This window comes from Acinetobacter genomosp. 33YU, assembly GCF_001990725.1.
Taxonomy (GTDB): Bacteria; Pseudomonadota; Gammaproteobacteria; order Pseudomonadales; family Moraxellaceae; genus Acinetobacter; species Acinetobacter seifertii.
Genome location: NZ_LFZQ01000007.1, coordinates 40,142 through 57,180 on the forward strand (window position 1 = coordinate 40,142; position 17,039 = coordinate 57,180).

Annotated in this window: 15 protein-coding genes; 5 read left to right on the forward strand and 10 right to left on the reverse strand. The window is 36.7% G+C overall.

The annotated features are described in order from the left end of the window. The first annotated feature begins 62 nt into the window (after positions 1-62). Positions 63-1,640, forward strand: a complete 1,578-nt coding sequence (locus AC056_RS07705; protein ID WP_077163245.1) for an MFS transporter — start codon at positions 63-65, stop codon at positions 1,638-1,640. Further along, positions 1,637-2,725, forward strand: a complete 1,089-nt coding sequence (locus AC056_RS07710) for an HlyD family secretion protein (protein WP_077163246.1) — start codon at positions 1,637-1,639, stop codon at positions 2,723-2,725. The genes AC056_RS07705 and AC056_RS07710 overlap by 4 nt, the downstream gene beginning before the upstream one ends. A gap of 73 nt (positions 2,726-2,798) precedes the next feature. Here AC056_RS07710 and AC056_RS07715 read toward each other — a convergent pair whose 3' ends face one another. From AC056_RS07715 to AC056_RS07730, 4 genes are all read right to left on the reverse strand, one after another. After that, entirely contained in the window at positions 2,799-2,939 is a 141-nt protein-coding gene (locus tag AC056_RS07715; protein ID WP_002050829.1) for a hypothetical protein, read from the reverse strand. Positions 2,940-3,258: 319 nt separating this feature from the next. After that, on the reverse strand, positions 3,259-6,387 hold the full coding sequence (locus AC056_RS07720) for a DEAD/DEAH box helicase (protein ID WP_077163247.1): 3,129 nt from the start codon (positions 6,385-6,387) through the stop codon (positions 3,259-3,261). After that, positions 6,377-7,102 (reverse strand): hypothetical protein, encoded by a 726-nt coding sequence (locus tag AC056_RS07725; protein ID WP_213033477.1) that lies wholly within the window; start codon positions 7,100-7,102, stop codon positions 6,377-6,379. The genes AC056_RS07720 and AC056_RS07725 overlap by 11 nt, the downstream gene beginning before the upstream one ends. A gap of 231 nt (positions 7,103-7,333) precedes the next feature. Further along, entirely contained in the window at positions 7,334-7,897 is a 564-nt protein-coding gene (locus AC056_RS07730; RefSeq protein ID WP_077163445.1) for a TetR/AcrR family transcriptional regulator, read from the reverse strand. A gap of 716 nt (positions 7,898-8,613) precedes the next feature. On the opposite strand from AC056_RS07730, the gene AC056_RS07740 reads away from it, so the two are divergent. Then, positions 8,614-9,048, forward strand: coding sequence for a winged helix-turn-helix transcriptional regulator (locus AC056_RS07740; protein ID WP_077163249.1), 435 nt, complete (start codon positions 8,614-8,616; stop codon positions 9,046-9,048). A 68-nt stretch (positions 9,049-9,116) separates the two neighbouring features. Here AC056_RS07740 and AC056_RS07745 read toward each other — a convergent pair whose 3' ends face one another. Genes AC056_RS07745 through AC056_RS07760 form a run of 4 tightly spaced genes read right to left on the reverse strand, consistent with a single transcriptional unit; the run spans position 9,117 to position 12,714 of the window. Then, on the reverse strand, positions 9,117-10,367 hold the full coding sequence (locus AC056_RS07745; RefSeq protein WP_077163250.1) for an NADH:flavin oxidoreductase/NADH oxidase family protein: 1,251 nt from the start codon (positions 10,365-10,367) through the stop codon (positions 9,117-9,119). Between the two features lie 9 nt (positions 10,368-10,376). Then, positions 10,377-10,763, reverse strand: coding sequence for a helicase (locus AC056_RS07750; protein WP_077163251.1), 387 nt, complete (start codon positions 10,761-10,763; stop codon positions 10,377-10,379). A 47-nt stretch (positions 10,764-10,810) separates the two neighbouring features. Beyond that, a complete protein-coding gene (locus AC056_RS07755; RefSeq protein ID WP_077163252.1) occupies positions 10,811-11,674 on the reverse strand; it encodes an alpha/beta fold hydrolase in 864 nt (287 codons plus the stop codon). 26 nt (positions 11,675-11,700) lie between these two features. Continuing rightward, positions 11,701-12,714 (reverse strand): alpha/beta fold hydrolase, encoded by a 1,014-nt coding sequence (locus tag AC056_RS07760; protein ID WP_077163253.1) that lies wholly within the window; start codon positions 12,712-12,714, stop codon positions 11,701-11,703. A 238-nt stretch (positions 12,715-12,952) separates the two neighbouring features. Here AC056_RS07760 and AC056_RS07765 point away from each other — a divergent pair, with 238 nt between their 5' ends. Continuing rightward, on the forward strand, positions 12,953-13,756 hold the full coding sequence (locus AC056_RS07765; protein WP_077163254.1) for an oxidoreductase: 804 nt from the start codon (positions 12,953-12,955) through the stop codon (positions 13,754-13,756). Positions 13,757-13,810: 54 nt separating this feature from the next. Beyond that, entirely contained in the window at positions 13,811-14,809 is a 999-nt protein-coding gene (locus tag AC056_RS07770) for an NADP-dependent oxidoreductase (RefSeq protein WP_077163255.1), read from the forward strand. Positions 14,810-14,918: 109 nt separating this feature from the next. Here AC056_RS07770 and AC056_RS07775 read toward each other — a convergent pair whose 3' ends face one another. Both AC056_RS07775 and AC056_RS07780 read right to left on the reverse strand, forming a co-directional pair. Continuing rightward, positions 14,919-16,145, reverse strand: coding sequence for an NADH:flavin oxidoreductase/NADH oxidase family protein (locus AC056_RS07775; protein WP_077163256.1), 1,227 nt, complete (start codon positions 16,143-16,145; stop codon positions 14,919-14,921). A gap of 24 nt (positions 16,146-16,169) precedes the next feature. After that, complete coding sequence (locus tag AC056_RS07780) at positions 16,170-17,027, reverse strand: metal-dependent hydrolase (RefSeq protein WP_077163257.1); 858 nt, start codon at positions 17,025-17,027, stop codon at positions 16,170-16,172. Positions 17,028-17,039 lie beyond the last annotated feature (12 nt).

Here is a 17,039-nt window from a genome sequence, read left to right on the forward strand (position 1 = left end):
GTACAGTTGAGTTCAATAACTGCACTATGCAACGAGTTCATTTTTAAAATTTAAGGTAAAAGATGAATATACGACCACTCATCGGTTTGGCAGGTGCAATTTTTGCAGCAATGACTGTCGAATTTAATAACCGAATTACCAGTATTACTTTGGTCGATATTCGCGGTGCAATGGGTATTAGTGTCGACTCTGGTTATTGGGTCAGCAGTATTTATGCCAGTGCCATGATTATTGGCATGATTCTCTCTACCAGTTGGGCCGTTATTTTTTCCATGCGTAGAGTCCTTCTTTTTGCCATAGGTCTTTGTCTCGTCTCTAGCGTTTTAATTCCTTTTAGTCCCAACATTGAAATATTTTATTTATTGCGTGGCTTGCAAGGGCTTGCCAATGGTTTGACCATTCCTTTACTCATGGCCTGTGCACTTAGATTTCTAGGGCCAGAAATCCGTTTATGGGGGTTGGCTTGCTATGCGCTAACAGCAACTTTCTTTCCCAACTTAAGTGCTGCACTCTCTGCGTTTTATTTAGATGTGATTGGTTGGAAAATGATATTTTTCCAAACCATTCCGTTTTGTGCGCTAAGTGCTGCACTGGTGTATTTTGGTATTCCCCAAGATCCATTAAATTATTCAAAAATAAAAACTTATGATTGGACAGGTGCCATTTTAGCGATTATTAGCTTAGCAAGCTTAAGTACCATGCTTTTACATGGCAATCACTTGGACTGGTTCCATTCTAAATTGATTTGTGTTTTGGCTTTAATCAGTGCCATTACCCTACCTTTATTTTTAATACATGAATGGCGCTATCCAACGCCATTAATTAAACCGCAAATGCTCGAAATACGAAATTTTGCCTATGCCGTTATTGCCCTGTTTTGTTTTGTGGTTATTGGCATGTCAACAAGCACTTTACCACTCAATTACTTAAGCGCTGTACATGGTTATAAACCAACTCAAACCATGTGGATTGGTTTACAAATTGCGGCCTTACAATTTATTTATATCCCAATTGTTATTAAGCTTTTAAATCAAGCTTGGGTCGACAGCCGTTATGTACATGGCTTTGGTTTACTTCTGGTAATGGCCGGTTGTTTAGGTGCAAGTCAACTCGATACCACTTGGAATCAAGACCAATTTTACTTTTGGCATGCCATCTCATGTTTGGGCCAAACCTGTGTAGTGCTCTCACTCTTAATGATGGGTACAAATAGTGTTCATCCAACCATGGCAATTTATGCTTCGCCTATGATTAATACCCCGCGTGCGATTAGCGGTGTATTGGGTGTGTGTATATTGGATTGGGTCAATCGTGTCCGCGGTGAATACCACTCAACACGGCTAATTGAAAATACTGCACAACATGTTTTCCAAAATATTCAAGGCCCTGTCATTAATCCACTTACTCCCCCTGTGCTTACCGCAAATGGTGTAGATCGTGTTTCAGGCGGTTTATCTGCCCTAAATTCTGCGATTCAGGCGCAACAATCTGTTTTAGTGATTAGCGATCAATATCTCATCTTAGCTGGCCTTACTGCAATTTTATTCATTGTGATGCTGATATTACCCGTTAGAACTTATCCACCACGCATTGCTCTCATTAAGTTAATGAATAGTCATAACTCAGGAAAATCTTTATGAGTACTCTAGAAGCCCAAGATCACTCTGCGACCGAGTCAGCCAAATTAACAAAGGTGCAATATCTCAAAAAGCATTGGGTTATGGTTATTGCGTTCATTATTGTTTTAGCCTCTATTTTATGGGTTTTAAAACTTATATTTTTACCATCTTCGACTATTGAAACAGACGATGCACGTGTAGATGTAGAATACTCAACCATTGCCCCTAAAGTCTCTGGAAATATCGAAGAAATTTATATTAAAGATCATCAGACCGTAAAAAAAGGCCAGCTTTTGGCACGGATTGATGCAAGAGATTATGAAGCTGCTTTAGCTGAAGCAGAGTCTAATTATGCTAAAGCTGAAGCTGATTTAAATGAAGCAAAGCTGGCAGTAGAAAGACAACCGACTGTTATTAGAGAAACAGAGGCTCAGCTTAGAAAAGTAGAAGCTGGAATTAAACTCACCAAAGATAATACAGCGCGTTATGAGCAACTACAGGCACTTGGTGCTGAGTCTAGATTAATTACACAACAGTCAAAAACTACATTGACTGAGCAATATGCTGACTTAGACAGCAGTAAAGAAAAAGTTACCGATGCACAGTATCAGCTCAACCAATATAAAATTCAGGTTCAAGCCAAACAAGCTGTTTTAAAACAAGCTCAAGCGGCACTTGATAAAGCAAAGCTGAATTTGAGTTATACAGAAGTTCGAGCACCTATTGATGGCATGATCGGGCAAAAGTCAGCTAACGTAGGTAACTTTGTAAGCGCTGGTAATCCACTCATGGTCGTTGTGCCTTTAGATCAAGTCTATGTAGAAGCAAACTTCCGTGAAATTGAGCTAAAACAAATTAAAATCGGTCAGCCTGTCACTGTCTATGTTGACGCTTACAATATTGAGTTAAAAGGTATAGTAGACAGCTTCTCTCCATCTACTGGCGCATTTTTCTCTCCAATCTCGGCGACCAATGCGACAGGTAACTTTACCAAGATCGTTCAGCGTCTACCTTTACGAATCAAGCTAATTGAAAACCAAAAAGATATTAAGTTGTTGCGCCCAGGTCTATCTGTTGTAGTTTCTGTGGATACGACTAAAAAGTAAATTTGAGGATGTGACGTAATAAAAAGCTCATCTTCCGATGAGCTTTTTATTTAACTAAATTTAACAATATGCATTAGACTTTAAATTCTGCTAATACAAAGTTTTTTACGATTTCATCAAAATTTGGTTTCAGAAGAGTTGGCTTGCTATCTTTTATAGTTTTATACCAATAACTTGCTGCAACTCCCATGCTAATCAAAGCTAACAATTTCATTGCTCACCTCACTTATTGGGAAGAGTGAAATTTAAAGTATCATCCGCGTTTGTAGCGTTCCAACTCGTTTTAGAGAGGTTTCTGTATACATTTTAAGCAATGTGTAATAAAGAAGGCACATACCTTTGTAACTTGCTCTAGGACCAAAAGTGTAATTTATGTAGACTCCGACCACTCTAACGTAACTTCCTACTGTAAACAGAATTAAAGAAAGATAACTCTATATGAGGAGAAATTTAAAAAATAAACTATAGCTGTCTTTTTTAAGAAATTAGAATATTTCCAAGTTAAATATATATCAAAAATTAATAATAAAATTTTACTCACTCAAAATAGTAGAATAGTAAGAAGGGTATGATGCTAATACTCTTTGTATAACATGTAAATGACTTTTTGTGGCTTTATAAAATTCGTCTTCGACAAAGCCCTCAAACATTAATACATCACATATATTTTGGGCTAAAAATCTATCTGAAAAGCCAAATTCATAACATGAAATATATTGATTATTAGACAGGCCATACTTTAAAGATTTTTGAAATAACAATAAACTTAAAGCATGTTCATTTTCAGAAACGAAATTATCACCAAATAAGAATAACCCAATTGCAGCAACAATTAAAGAAGCGTGAAATCCTAATGTATTTTCACAAAAATTATAAATATCATCTTCAGATAATTTTCTCATTTTAGTACCAAATGGCTTTTTTGCACCACTTTCATATGCAAAACTATTTAACTTTTCATATGATTCCCCATTAATCCATTTTTTTGCTAAATTTATTAAAAAATCATTTGGAATAATTGAGTTAAGAGAGGAGTCATCGATTTGTTTAATTAAAAGATCCCAAATAGCTACTAGCCACTCATTATTATCATAAATATTTAATAAATAGTCTCTATTAAACTCAACCCAATTAAAAATTTCTTTAGAGCTATCAATTCCTAGTAAAGTTTTGGAAAAAATATATTGTGTCTCTTTTAAAGGTTCTTTTTCTTCAATATATTTTGCTAATGCTTTAAAAAAAGCAACGATTTTTTCTTTTAAAACTTCACTTGCTAAATCGTATGCCAAAGTGGTCTCTGCTAAAATAGCTACAGATTCTAAGAAGCTTACAAAATCCTCTTCTCCTCGATTAGCCATTAAATAACTTTCTATGGCAGCAGTGAGTTTTTTTCTCCATTTTATTTCATTCAAAAAATATTCTTTACCTAAATTAGGAAAATTTACTGTTTGTTTATCTACCCAACTATTAATTTCTTTTCCATCACATATAAGTAAATTTATAGGAAAATCTAAATCTATAGTTTGATATTTAGTAATTTTTATTGAAATTGGCATAAAAATACTTAATAAAGAACTTGTAATATTCTCAGTATTATCTGGATTTAGTAAGTTTATTGCTTCATTAAATCTAAAATATTCAATATTCTTTTTATCGTATAGTTCAGGATCTGAAAAAATTATTAGACCTTCTGTATGCATTCCTGAACGGCCAGCCCGACCTATTAAGTTCTGAAAATCCCTAACTCTTAATTTTGTTCCTCCTTGATAAATACTCGGAATAATAAGATATCGTATTGGTAAATTAACTCCTTGTGCCAAGGTCGAAGTACAGGAAACAAAATTAATAAGATTTTGTTGCATAGCAAATTCTATAGATAATCTTAGTCCAGTTGGTGTAGCTCCATGATGCAAAAAAGCACCTAATAATGCAGCTTGGCTTAAAATTGAATTTTTCCCATAGTTTGCACTAATCAAATTATATAATTTTCTAATTTCTTCAATATCTGAATAGGTGGAGGGAGAAGGCAGAAGAAATCCACGATTATACGCATCCACCATTTTTTTTATTAAGCTATATGCTGAATCTTTTCTACCATTAAATATTACAACTGCTCCGTTGGATACAAGTCTACATCCTAAATAAATTGCAATCTCAGTGGCATCATTTTTAGATGGAAATATTCGTTCCTTTCGTTCTTTACCCAATAATTGTAAGTTTTGCTGGACTAGTATTCTAGGTAAAAAGTAATCATACTTACTATAATCTTGGTTCTCATAAAACATTAGCTGGCCTAAATTTTCGATCCAGCTTGCAAATGTTATAGACCTAGAGGTAGATAGTAGATTTTGACCATCGACTACCACTCCATATTCTCCAATTAACCAACTTGCAATATCCTTGGCATTGTTAATCACGGCCGATATTAATATTGTTTGAGCTTCAATCGGTAAAATTTTTTTAATTTCAGTTAATAATAATTCATAAGTAACACCTCGACTTCCAGTATCAAACTGATGGCCTTCGTCATAAATAATTGCACCAATATGATTGATTAAATTATTTTTCTGTCTTAATAAATATAAAAATTTCTCAGGTGTTACTACTAATATTGAACCAGTTATGAATGATTCCGGATTACCAAATAATTCTGCCATTTCAATCATAAAGTCTAATTGCAGAACATCTGATAACTCATTAATACGAATAGAGTCTTCTTTAAATGCTTCTTTCAGTGTTTGGGCAATTTCATGGCATAATGCACGAAAAGGGGCAACCACTACTGCTAATTTTGTTTTATTACTTAGAAAGGTACTACGAAGAATTATCTCAACAGATTTTGTCTTTCCAGCACTAGTTGGCATTTGGATGACACCAGAAATTCCGTTAAACAGACCCATTTCACCAATTTTAATCTGGGAAGGCCAAAGTTCTTTTGGAAAATCCTTTTTTTGGATAATATTTTTCCACTTATCTTTTTCAAGATTACTATATACTGGTAATGTATTCCAACTAGAAAATTTTAATCTCAACTTAATAATAGCAATAATTAATTCTGAGTATAGAAGCTCTATTGCTGAGCCATTCTTATATAATTCCTGTCGAAATAATTCTAATTCAGACTTTAACTCATAAACATTTTCACCATTAAAGAAATGAAAAGCTAATAGTTCTGAGATATTACTTAATCTAAAATCATAAAATTCCTTATTATAAGAATGGTAATTTCCCCAGTTTGATAAAAGCAACCATCTTAAAAATTTTTGTAATGAGGATTCTTGATCCTCTAATGAATACTGCGACAATCTTCTTGCAATAACTAAACTACTACCTGGCCTGCCTGCTAAATAATATGTTGATGATGCAATAAGCATTAATTCAAAACTAATATTTAAATTTAATCTGGATTCAACAAATGCATCGAAAAAGCTAGCACTAAATAATAAATTATCAAGCATTTCTTTAGGTAGTTTTTTTGCTTCATAATCACATAGATAAGCTGCTGCATCTCCTAAAACTCCAATAGTAAATACCAAAAGTTTCTCTGGATCACTATCTTCAGGAATAGAAATATGTAAATTTTCTGGTATTTCTAATTCATACATTTTTCCCTTTGAGCGAGTTATACCAAATAATCTTTTACTATTGAATTCAGGCTTCATGCGCAGCTCTTTCATAAAGTGCGTGAACAAATTGCATTAAATTAGTTCCACGAATGACAATTAACTGTAAATTGCTAACATTTTGATGTTTACTAGTAGCAGTTTGCTTTGTAATTGCTAATTCATCATATGCGGAATCCGATAATACTGCAGCAGCTCCAGATAAATATTTATAAGGACGGTCAACCGGATTCTGAAATCTTTGAACTAAAATAACTTTATCAAATTGCTGTGAATGAACCAATCTTCGTTTAGTCGCATTTAAAGTAGTTGCTTGTCTAAAGTAGTCTTTGGACGAGTCGTCAATTGCTGTTTGTAATCTATTATTATAAGTTTTACCTGTTAATTGAGCTTTTACTTCAAATGTTAAAAGCACATCATCTATAGACTCCTTATTAATATCATTAACCTTTATACCTAAAATATCTACACCTTTAGCTGATTCGTTCCGACTTTCTTTTTCCGCGAACTTTCCTTTTGGCACCCAATATTGCATCAAATATTCTAAGTAATCTGCAATTAATAACTCTGCAAAATCTCCAGAACGTATACTTGGACCTGGAGCAATGCTTCTATCAGGAAAAACTAATTGTTCCAGATAACCTGCTCTACTTAAACCTGTTCCCTCGCGTAAAATATCAATTTCATCATCTAAACAATAGCATTCTCTAAAATGTTTAGCCCAACTGCAAAGGTCACTCTCGTCATCTATCACTAACTCCCAAACCTCAATATTATGATTATCTGAAGTCTGGAGAGTTGTTGAAATTTTTTTTAAGAAGGAAATATGATTTGGGATTATCATTAATTTTATATAGAGTATAAATAACAATTAAAATTTTACACTTTATATAATCCTATAGGCAAGCAGTTAACTATCTAAGATTACTTATAAAACTATTTGTTCTAAGTAAGTTTTGAATGTATTCATATTTGAATAATTATATTAAAAAACTTTAAAATCCCCCCCAAAAAACCTCTCCACCACCACATCCCTTTCATCCAAACTGTTTGAGCTTAAAATCTGGAACATCAAACCATCTATAAGGTTTAAAACCAAGTCAGCATTTGGTTTTAAATCATGAGTTTCTAAACTAAAAATAAGGTCAAAAATCTCATGATGCAACCATTTTCTATACTCCATTGCCATACGGTAAGCCTGTGGGTAGGCGATTTTAATTTCAAAATAGGCTTTAAGTAAAAGGTAGTACAGGCTATTAAAGTTGGCATGTAAAACGACAATCTCTTTGAGTTTATCTTTTGAAGTGCGGTAACGGCTTGAGTAAATAATGGCGAGCACTTCTTCTTTAAGTTTGCTCTTTTGAAAAACAATGCACATTTCAACAAGGTGCTCTTTCGAACGAAAGTAATTATAAAGGGAGCCTTTCGGTATTTTGGCTTCTTTGGAAATGAGGTCTACGCCTGCTGTATGAAACCCATAAGTTGTAAATAGTCGTATAGCAGTTTGAACAACATGTAGTTTTTTCGAAGATATTTCTAAATTTGACATAGTTTTACCGTTTTAAGTTCTTGTTGTTTCTAAAAGAGATTAAAAAGCCTGTGCCTTTTCTGGGAGAAAAAAAGGCACAGCAAAGCCATAAAGACTGTGCTTGGCACATCTCAGGTTTTATTGTTGAAGCAAGTTTTTTAGACGTAATAATTTAAAGCCTGAAAACCTTACGGCGATCGAGCTGCTTTAAAGTGATTTAAGTGGTGTCGATATAGATTTTGACAGTGACTGCCAATAATTTATGAATGTGCATAGCCAACTCCTTCTTTTGGGAGTTCTGCCAAAGCATTATAAATTATGGTGGCAGAACGGAAGCAGGTTGACGGACTGGGTTCGACTTCCAGCACACCCGAAGGTGTCCCACTCCCGTCCTACCGCTACGGGAGGGAACGAGGTGCACACATAAAACTATCCCTCAGAAAGGAATAATCTGATGCGGTCGAATCATCGGTCCGTCAAAACCGACTGGCAATGTAGGCCAGCCCGCAAATGGTAATCTTGAACAATTAAGGTGTCAATGTGAAATTGGCTAGAAATTATTTAATTAATTATTGTTTTTCATTAGATTACATAATTAACTAAAACTATAAATATCAACTTAATAATATCTTATAAATACAATCATTTTCTTAGACTAATACAAGCCCGTAATAGCTTATTAGACAGAATTATGTTAGTATTTTTTTAGTAGTTACTATTAAGTTTATTAATTTGATATGAGTAAAAATAGCAATCTTGAAGTCTGCCCCATAGCCAGAACACTTTCAGTTTTAGGTGATGCGTGGAGCATGTTGATATTACGAGATGCTCATGCAGGTTTTACACGTTTTGATCAGTTCCGTAAAAGTTTAGGTATTGCACCAACCATGTTAACTAAACGTTTGTCTGTTTTAGTAGAGGAAGGCTTACTCGAAAAAAGACAATATTCTGAACATCCACCTCGTGAAGAATATATGTTAACTCAAGCGGGTAAAGATTTTTTACCTGCTTTATTTGTGATTGGCGCATGGGGTCGAAAATATAAGCCCTTTGAGCAACCTGAAAAAATGGTGACTTTTATTGATGCAGAACAAGGCACAGAAATTAAGCCTATTGTGATTGACCAAATGACTGGCGCCGAAATTGGCACCCGCCCTATTAGTCAAAAATAGTAAATAATTTAAATGTATAAAAGCACTCAATTAGAGTGCTTTTATTGGCCTGAAGTAAAGTAAATGGGTTATTTTGCTCGTGCGCGTTGAGTGGCATACGTTCCCCAACCACTGCGTAAAACTGATTTAATCAATGCCCATAAGCCACTTTCTTTAGGTTTCGGTTCTTTACCTTTTCCAATGCGTTTTAGTTGTTGGGTGTACCAAACTACTTCCATAATACCTAGACTATCAACCTTCTTAATACCAGTTTTGATGGGTTTCACCGACTGAAGACCATTTTTGCCTGCCAGTAAAGATTTAGGCACATCAGGTTCAATGGCCATAATTCTTGCAATTCCAATAACATCACATGCATGGGACTGCAAAGCTTGATTCATACCTTCTACAGTACGAAAACCTCCTGTAACCATTAAAGGTGTTTTTACGAGTTTTCTTACTTTTTCCGCAAAATCAATAAAGAAAGCTTCGCGTGCAATTGTCGATGCTTTTTGTGGTGCTTTGGCTACGCCAGACTCATAGGTACCGCCTGATATTTCAATCAAGTCAATGCCTGCATTTGCTAAAACCTGAATTGTTTCTAAAGAATCTTGTTCAGTAAAGCCACCTTTTTGAAAGTCTGCCGAGTTAAGCTTAATGGCAATCGGAAACTCTTTACCGACTTGTTTACGGATTTCTGCATAAACTTCCATTAAAAAGCGACGACGTTTTTCAGGTGTCCCGCCCCATTCATCATTTCTTAAATTATGTAAAGGCGACAAGAACTGATTAATCAGATAACCATGTGCAGCATGAATCTCGACTCCACTAAATCCAGCCTTTTTACATATCGCAGCACTACGACCAAAACGCTGAATAATTTCTAAAATCTCTTCGTGGGTTGCTTCATCAGGTGTTGCAAATAAAGACTGCATTTCTGCACCAAATGGTACTGCAGACGCAGAAATATTACGTACATTTAATCCTTTCGGTGATTGTTTCCCTGGATGATTCAACTGTGCCCACAATTGAGAACCTTGTTCGGTCACGGTTTTTGCCCATTTCTGTAAAATTGCAAAATCACGCTCATCCTCAACCACCACATTGCCAGCCTCACCTAAGGCTTTGCGGTCAATCATAATGTTGCCAGTTATGATCATCCCAATCCCTGATGCGGCCCAACGCTGATATAGCCGAACATGTTTTTCGTTTGGATTATTTGAATAACTAGCTAAGGTTTCACTGGTTGCAGCCTTTGCTAAACGGTTTGGAATGATGACACCATTCGGTAAAGTTAAAGGCTGATTCAAAAGATTCGTTTTTAATTGCAAATGAGTCATGGCCTTATCTCACACGGTTAAAGAAGGTTTTGAATGAGGTTGAATAAAGTCCACTAAACTTTGAAACCACATCACATCTACATAATTTCCCGTAATAACAAGGTCTTGTGTTTTAAGTGCGGTTAAAAAAGTGTTTACACTATCTTTCGCTGACAATACGGCAAACCCTTTGCTACCCGTTTTAAACGTAAAGGTAAAACTTGGTGACTTGGTTAGCCCTGAGTAAGAGTTAATCTTGCCTTTTTTCACTTCGAAATAACGACCTTCACCACTTGCTGTTTGAATCTGAAAGATGACATTTTTATCTTTCACATAAGCTGCACATTTCGGGTTCTTTTTTACAGCACGCTGCATGAGCTTGGTCAGCATCCACAGCAATAATTTAAATTTCATCATTTTTATCTTCTTGATTCATCAAATTGAATGGACCGAACTCATGGGTATTATTCATCTAAAAACTGTATTGCATGTTTTACGAAGCGTTCAGGGTACTGAAATTGGGCACCATGTCCTGCATCGGGATAAATAAATAGCTGAGCGTTTGGAATGTTAAGTGCCATGTGATAGGCATTGATGGTTGGAATCATCACATCATCGACACCATTTAAAATGAAAGTAGGTTGTTTAATCTCACGTAAATGTGCAAATGGGTCTTGTTCATCAAGTTTAGGTAAAAAATGCATATTGGCTTCTATCTGTGCCTGCATGACTTCAACTGAACTTGCTGGATCTTGGTTTTTACGCTCATGGCGACGTTGCCAAAATTCATGACCCGCCTGAATAGCAACTTCAGATCGGCCAAAAAATAAAAAGAGGAAGTTTTCTTCAGAAGGCACAGCAGTTGTTGCATGCTTTAATACCAAAGCGGCGACTTCTGGATCATCTCCACGTGGTTTGCCACCTCTTGGTCCCGTACCTAAAAGCATCAGTTTTCTGACGAGTTCAGGATGACGACGTACTAAATCTTGCGCCTGAAACCCTCCAAGTGAAAAGCCTAATAGGTCAACCTGTTTTAAGCCTAATGCACGAATGACTGCTGCCGCGTCGTCTGCCATATCTTCAATGCGAGTACGGGGCTGGCCTGTAGATGAAGCAATGCCGCGACCGTTAAACAAAATGACCTCACGTCCTTGCGCTAAACCATCAGTAATCAGTGGATCCCAATTGTCTAAACCTCCTCGGAAATGCTGAAGAAAAAATAGCGGTGGTTGCCCTGCATTTGAGTTACCCCATCGACGATAGGCAAAATTTGCCCCATCTACTTCAATGAATTGGGTCTCGGCCGTTTGGTGAGTAATTGTTGTCATGGTCTCATAGTCCTAAATTTAAGTTCTTATTTCGCTAAGAATGTAAGTGACTGTTTTACGAAATCATCATGAAACTGAAATATTCCCCCATGACCTGCATCTGGATAGATAACAAGTGAGCTATTCGGTAATCGCTTTGCTAAATCATAAGTATTTACTGTTGGCACCATTCGGTCATGATCGCCATTGGCAACAAGAACAGGTTGTTGAATCACAGAAAGCTCAGCTGGTTTTTTACTTCCCCATTTTTTTAATGCTTTGAGCTGGGCACGATAGGCAGAAATGGTAATTTCTTTATCTCGGTTTTCAGTACGTTCATTAATACGTTGAATAAAGGCTTTTGCAGAAGCTTTACCATTTTCTGTACGAGTGAAAAATAGATAAACCTTTGGGTCTTGACCAGTCACCATTCCACGAACTAAATCCCAATTAGAAACTCGCCCGACTGTACTAATTCCAGTACCGCCCGCAGGGCCAGTTCCCGATAAAATCATTTTTCGAACTAAATTTGGCTGCTTCAAAACAATCTCTTGTGAAATCATGCCACCCATCGAGAAGCCGAATAAATCAACCTGTTCAAACCCTTTTGCTTGAATGAAAGTAATCGCGTCATCTGCCATTTGCTCAATTGACTGAGCTGGTTTACCTGTAGAAGCACCAACACCACGATTATCAAACACCACAACATGATGTTTAGCTGCAATTCCATCAATAATTCGTGGGTCCCAGTTATCTAGTACAGCAGCTAAATGATTTAAGAAAATGACAGGTGTTCCACCGTTTTGTTGACCATATTCTCGGTAAGCGAAGTTAACGCCCCCTGCACTAATAAATTGAGTTGGGACATTTGTCCAGTTTGTATCTTGCTTAGCGTGTTGCCCTGCTTGCGGATTACTAACAGCACTTGATGACACTTTATATGCCTGAATTGATGGTTCATTAAAAGAAACTGATGGCACAACCTCTGCCTGAGTTAAGGGAACACTAAAAATAGATATCGCCGTCAAACTCATTGCAACTGTATTTAATAAAAAATTCATTTCTCTGATCCTCAAATTTACTTCATTGATCTGATTTATCTGTTTTTTATGAGTGATCTTTCAAATGGAGAAAAGATAAAAAACAGAGTTAATATCGATTTAGTACTAACTATACATAGACAAAAATGTATTGTCACTATCTTTTTAGTAGTAACTATTTTATTTTTAGATTATGATTAAAAAATCAAGTCGAAATTCATTCGTGAATTGACTACAAAATTTAAGTGAGGAACATGATATGGCTGGCAAAGTAGTTCTCATTACAGGTGCATCATCGGATATTGGTTTGGCAACAGCAGAGCTTTTACATGAAGCAGGATTTACGGTTTATGGCACAAGCCGACGAGCAAAAGATTCATCAAAATACAAATTCCATCTTATTGAGTTAGACGTAAATCAAGATAATTCAGTTGCCCAAGCCGTTGAGAAAGTCATCTCAAGCGAAGGAAAAATTGATGTCTTAATTAATAATGCTGGGTTTGCAATAGCACCTGCTGGCGCCGAAGAAAGTTCAATGCAGCAAGCACAGGCTATTTTTGATACCAACTTTTTCGGTGCCGTTCGAATGACTCGCGCAGTTATTCCGCACATGCGCCAGAAAAACTCAGGACTTATTTTAAATATCAGTTCAATTCTTGGACTTGTGCCTATGCCTTTTGGCGCGCTTTACTCTGCGTCTAAACATGCACTTGAAGGTTATTCTGAATCTTTAGACCACGAGTTAAGATCACAAGGCATTCGTGTGTCTTTGATTGAACCTGCTTATACCAATACGTCTTTGGGATTAAACTTACTCGAAGCAGACAATAAAATTTCTTTTTACGATCAAACTCGTGAAAAGCTACATAAACAAATGATTAATTCAATTAATAAGTCAGATGACCCGAGTGTGGTTGCCAATACAATTTTAGCGGTCATTCAAAGTCAACATGTTGTGCCACGCTACACAGCAGGAAAAACTGCAAAAAGCTTAAAAGCGTTAAGACGATTTTTCCCTACAAAGATCTTTGACAAATTAATTCACCGCAGCTTGAAGGTTTAGAACAAACCCAAGCCTATAAAACTTTAAAATAATTTTGAGAAATAGAGGTTTCAAATGAAAGCAGCCTACATTAGCCGTTATGGCAATATTGATGATGTACAATTCGATGAACAACCCAAGCCTTCTGTAACCGAAGATACAGTGCTTGTTAAAGTTCATGCAGCAAGCATTAATCCTCTCGACTTAAGAGTTTTAGAGGGTGAATTTAAAGCAATTCTTCCAGTGAAGTTTCCTTTCATATTAGGGAACGATTTTGCAGGTACAGTCGTAGAAGTTGGATCGAATGTAAGCCAGTTTAAAGTGGGTGATGAAGTTTATGCCAAGACCGATTTAAACGGCGCATTTGCTGAATATACGGTCGTTCAACAGTCTTCACTTGCGCTTAAACCGCAAAATATTTCGATGGAACAGGCAGCTGCCCTACCTTTAGTTGCCTTAACTTCATGGCAAGCACTGGTTGAAATTGCAAAAGTTAAAGCTGGTCAAAAAGTACTTATTCATGCAGGTTCTGGCGGTGTGGGTTCAATTGCAATTCAACTTGCCAAGTCTCTTGGCGCTAAGGTTGCAACCACAACCAGTGCTAAAAACAGTGGTTGGGTAAAAGAGCTAGGTGCTGACATTATCATTGACTATAAAACAATGGACTTTGAGCAAGAGCTTAAAGACTACGACGTAGTTTTAGATACACAAGGCGGAAAAACCTTAGAAAAATCACTAACCGTTCTTAAACGTGGTGGACGTCTTATTAGTATTTCAGGGCCGCCTGACCATGCTTTTGCAGAGGTAATTAATCCGAACTGGTTCCTAAAATGTGTTATTCCGATGTTAAGCTGGTCAATTCGACATAAAGCAAAAAAACGCGGCATTACCTATTCATTTCTATTTATGCAGCCAAATGGTCAACAGCTCTCAAAAATTACCGAACTGGTAGAAACAGGAAAAATTAAACCTGTGGTTGACCAAACCTATGGCTTTGTTCAAATCAAAGAAGCGCTTCAATATGTAAATACTGGCCGGTCAAAAGGTAAAGTGGTTTTGCAATTTGATGAATAAGGTACATAGCTCAAATATTATCTAGATTACGCAAGGGTTCGAATGAGTATATAGCCGCTCATATGTCGGCTATAGACCATGAATAAAATGAATTAAAAGGTCTTATTCATTATTTCTGAGTCAGAATGTTACATCCCATACGTGGACCAAAAGCAACAAATGTCTTAAGTAATCCCTTAATTGCTTTAGGTTGTTGCCCACGGCTAATACGGCGGAATTGGGCAGCGTGCCATGCCAGTTGTAAATAAGCATCTACAGGTTTATAGCCAATTGAAGGTACATGAGCGGGTTCTATTATCGACTTCCCTGCCAAAAGTTGCTTTGCCAAATCCGGTTGTGTTGCAAATGGACGAGCCATTCCAACAAGGTCAACTACTCCATCAGACAAAATCTGTTTCATAAAACTCGCTTTGCGTATCCCCCCAGTTAACATGATTGGTAGTTTGCTTTTTTGTCTTAAACTTTCTGCATAATTTATAAAATAAGCATCACGCTCTACTTGTCGTTCTGGCGTATATCCAAGTTGAGCTGGAGACTCATAATTTCCACCCGAAATTTCGAGTAAATCGATTCCTTCTTTTTCCAGCGCTAAAGCAATGTCTATCGATTCTTCCTGACTTAAGCCGCCCTTTTGGAAATCGGCAGAGTTGAGTTTTACGCTTAATATTTTGTTTTTTCCTATTGCAGCTCGCACAGCCTGAACTGTTTCAATGAGCATACGACGTCGGTTTTCAGGGCTACCGCCCCACTTATCTGTCCGAACATTAGCCAAAGGTGATAAAAATTGTGAGAGTAAATAGCCATGTGCTGCATGCACTTGTACCCCATTAAAACCAGCTTCAATAGCAAGTCGAGCGGTGTGAGCAAATCGATTAATCTGTTCATATATTTCCGCTTCGGTCATCGCACGAGGAATACGAATAATATTCATGGCAGGTAAATCAAGCCCAACTGCTGAAGGGGCTATTGGCTTTTTCAAAAGTGGTAAAACTGCAACACGGCCGGGATGGTTAATCTGCATAATAATTTTGCTGCCATTGGCCTGAGCAGCCTGAGCCCATAGCTTATTTGCTTGCAGAAATTCTGCTGACTCTAAAACCACATTTCGTGGTTCAACAAAAGCACAGTGGTCAATCATCACGTTGCCCGTGATTAACAACCCTGCTCCACCTCTGGCCCAAGCTGCATACAACTTTTGTAAGTCAACGGTCGGTGAACCATGCCGATCAGCAAGTTGTTCACTCATTGCAGATTTGGCAATTCGGTTTGGAATGCTAATGCCACAGGCTAACGTTAAAGAACTTGCTAATGTGGGCTTTGTATTAGGTTTTGTCATTTTCTTTCTTCCTAAATTTAAAAATCATTCATTGAGATATATGTCTTTTAATTTCTGCATTTGTTCACGGTTATCGTGTTGCCAAGGGTGAAAATCTTTAGAATAAAAATCTAAGTAACTACGGCTAATTTTTCGGATCACACCTTGACTGCCAAGCAAATATTTCAAACCCACATATAGATTTTTAAAATCTCTATTTTTGCCAGAAGCCTTTAAAAGCTCTTTTGTTCCTCTGGTAGTAATAATGAGAAAAGAAAGCGTGGTTTCTAGCATCACCAACCGTAAGAAATAAGGTCTATTCACTAAAGATTGATAGACATCAAACACCACAGCTTTATGCTCTGTTTCTTCAATGGCATGCCAAGCCCAAATTTTTCGCAAATGAACATCAAACAACTCTAAGTCTTCGGGCGCGATACTAATAAAATAGTCCGCTAAAATGGCTGTTAAATGCTCCATACATACCGTGCAAGCCAACTGATGCTCTAAAGAAAACTTAAGTTGCAACATACGGTTCATCTTTTTAAAACGCTTATAAATACGTTGAACTGGATAACCTTTTTTAAGCATGACAGCATTAAGCGCATCGTGCTCTTTGCCGTGATGAGCTTCTTGACCAATAAAAGATCGGACTTGTTTAAGCAAAATAGGATCGCTAATTTTGTCCTGATAATTACGCACACTATAAATAAACTGCCGTTCACCATCTGGGAAAGCACTCGACAAGGCCGTAAATAACATGGTCAGCAAAGGATTATTTTTAAACCAAAACTCTGGTATTTCATCTGGAAAAGACAAATCTAATTGGCGCACTGTAATGTCAATTGATGCAGAAATTTTAGAAAAATCTTGAGCTGGCTTTGACTGAAAGAATGCATTCATATTTATTCTCCA

Excerpts from the sequence above, each read along its gene's own strand:
- AC056_RS07760 (WP_077163253.1), bottom strand. The coding sequence starts at position 12,714 with ATGAATTTTTTATTAAATACAGTTGCAATGAGTTTGACGGCGATATCT.
- AC056_RS07745 (WP_077163250.1), bottom strand. The coding sequence starts at position 10,367 with ATGACTCATTTGCAATTAAAAACGAATCTTTTGAATCAGCCTTTAACT.
- AC056_RS07780 (WP_077163257.1), bottom strand. The coding sequence starts at position 17,027 with ATGAATGCATTCTTTCAGTCAAAGCCAGCTCAAGATTTTTCTAAAATT.
- AC056_RS07755 (WP_077163252.1), bottom strand. The coding sequence starts at position 11,674 with ATGACAACAATTACTCACCAAACGGCCGAGACCCAATTCATTGAAGTA.
- AC056_RS07750 (WP_077163251.1), bottom strand. The coding sequence starts at position 10,763 with ATGATGAAATTTAAATTATTGCTGTGGATGCTGACCAAGCTCATGCAG.
- AC056_RS07775 (WP_077163256.1), bottom strand. The coding sequence starts at position 16,145 with ATGACAAAACCTAATACAAAGCCCACATTAGCAAGTTCTTTAACGTTA.
- AC056_RS07765 (WP_077163254.1), top strand. The coding sequence starts at position 12,953 with ATGGCTGGCAAAGTAGTTCTCATTACAGGTGCATCATCGGATATTGGT.
- AC056_RS07730 (WP_077163445.1), bottom strand. The coding sequence starts at position 7,897 with ATGTCAAATTTAGAAATATCTTCGAAAAAACTACATGTTGTTCAAACT.
- AC056_RS07715 (WP_002050829.1), bottom strand. The coding sequence starts at position 2,939 with ATGAAATTGTTAGCTTTGATTAGCATGGGAGTTGCAGCAAGTTATTGG.
- AC056_RS07710 (WP_077163246.1), top strand. The coding sequence starts at position 1,637 with ATGAGTACTCTAGAAGCCCAAGATCACTCTGCGACCGAGTCAGCCAAA.
- AC056_RS07720 (WP_077163247.1), bottom strand. The coding sequence starts at position 6,387 with ATGAAGCCTGAATTCAATAGTAAAAGATTATTTGGTATAACTCGCTCA.
- AC056_RS07770 (WP_077163255.1), top strand. The coding sequence starts at position 13,811 with ATGAAAGCAGCCTACATTAGCCGTTATGGCAATATTGATGATGTACAA.
- AC056_RS07740 (WP_077163249.1), top strand. The coding sequence starts at position 8,614 with ATGAGTAAAAATAGCAATCTTGAAGTCTGCCCCATAGCCAGAACACTT.
- AC056_RS07705 (WP_077163245.1), top strand. The coding sequence starts at position 63 with ATGAATATACGACCACTCATCGGTTTGGCAGGTGCAATTTTTGCAGCA.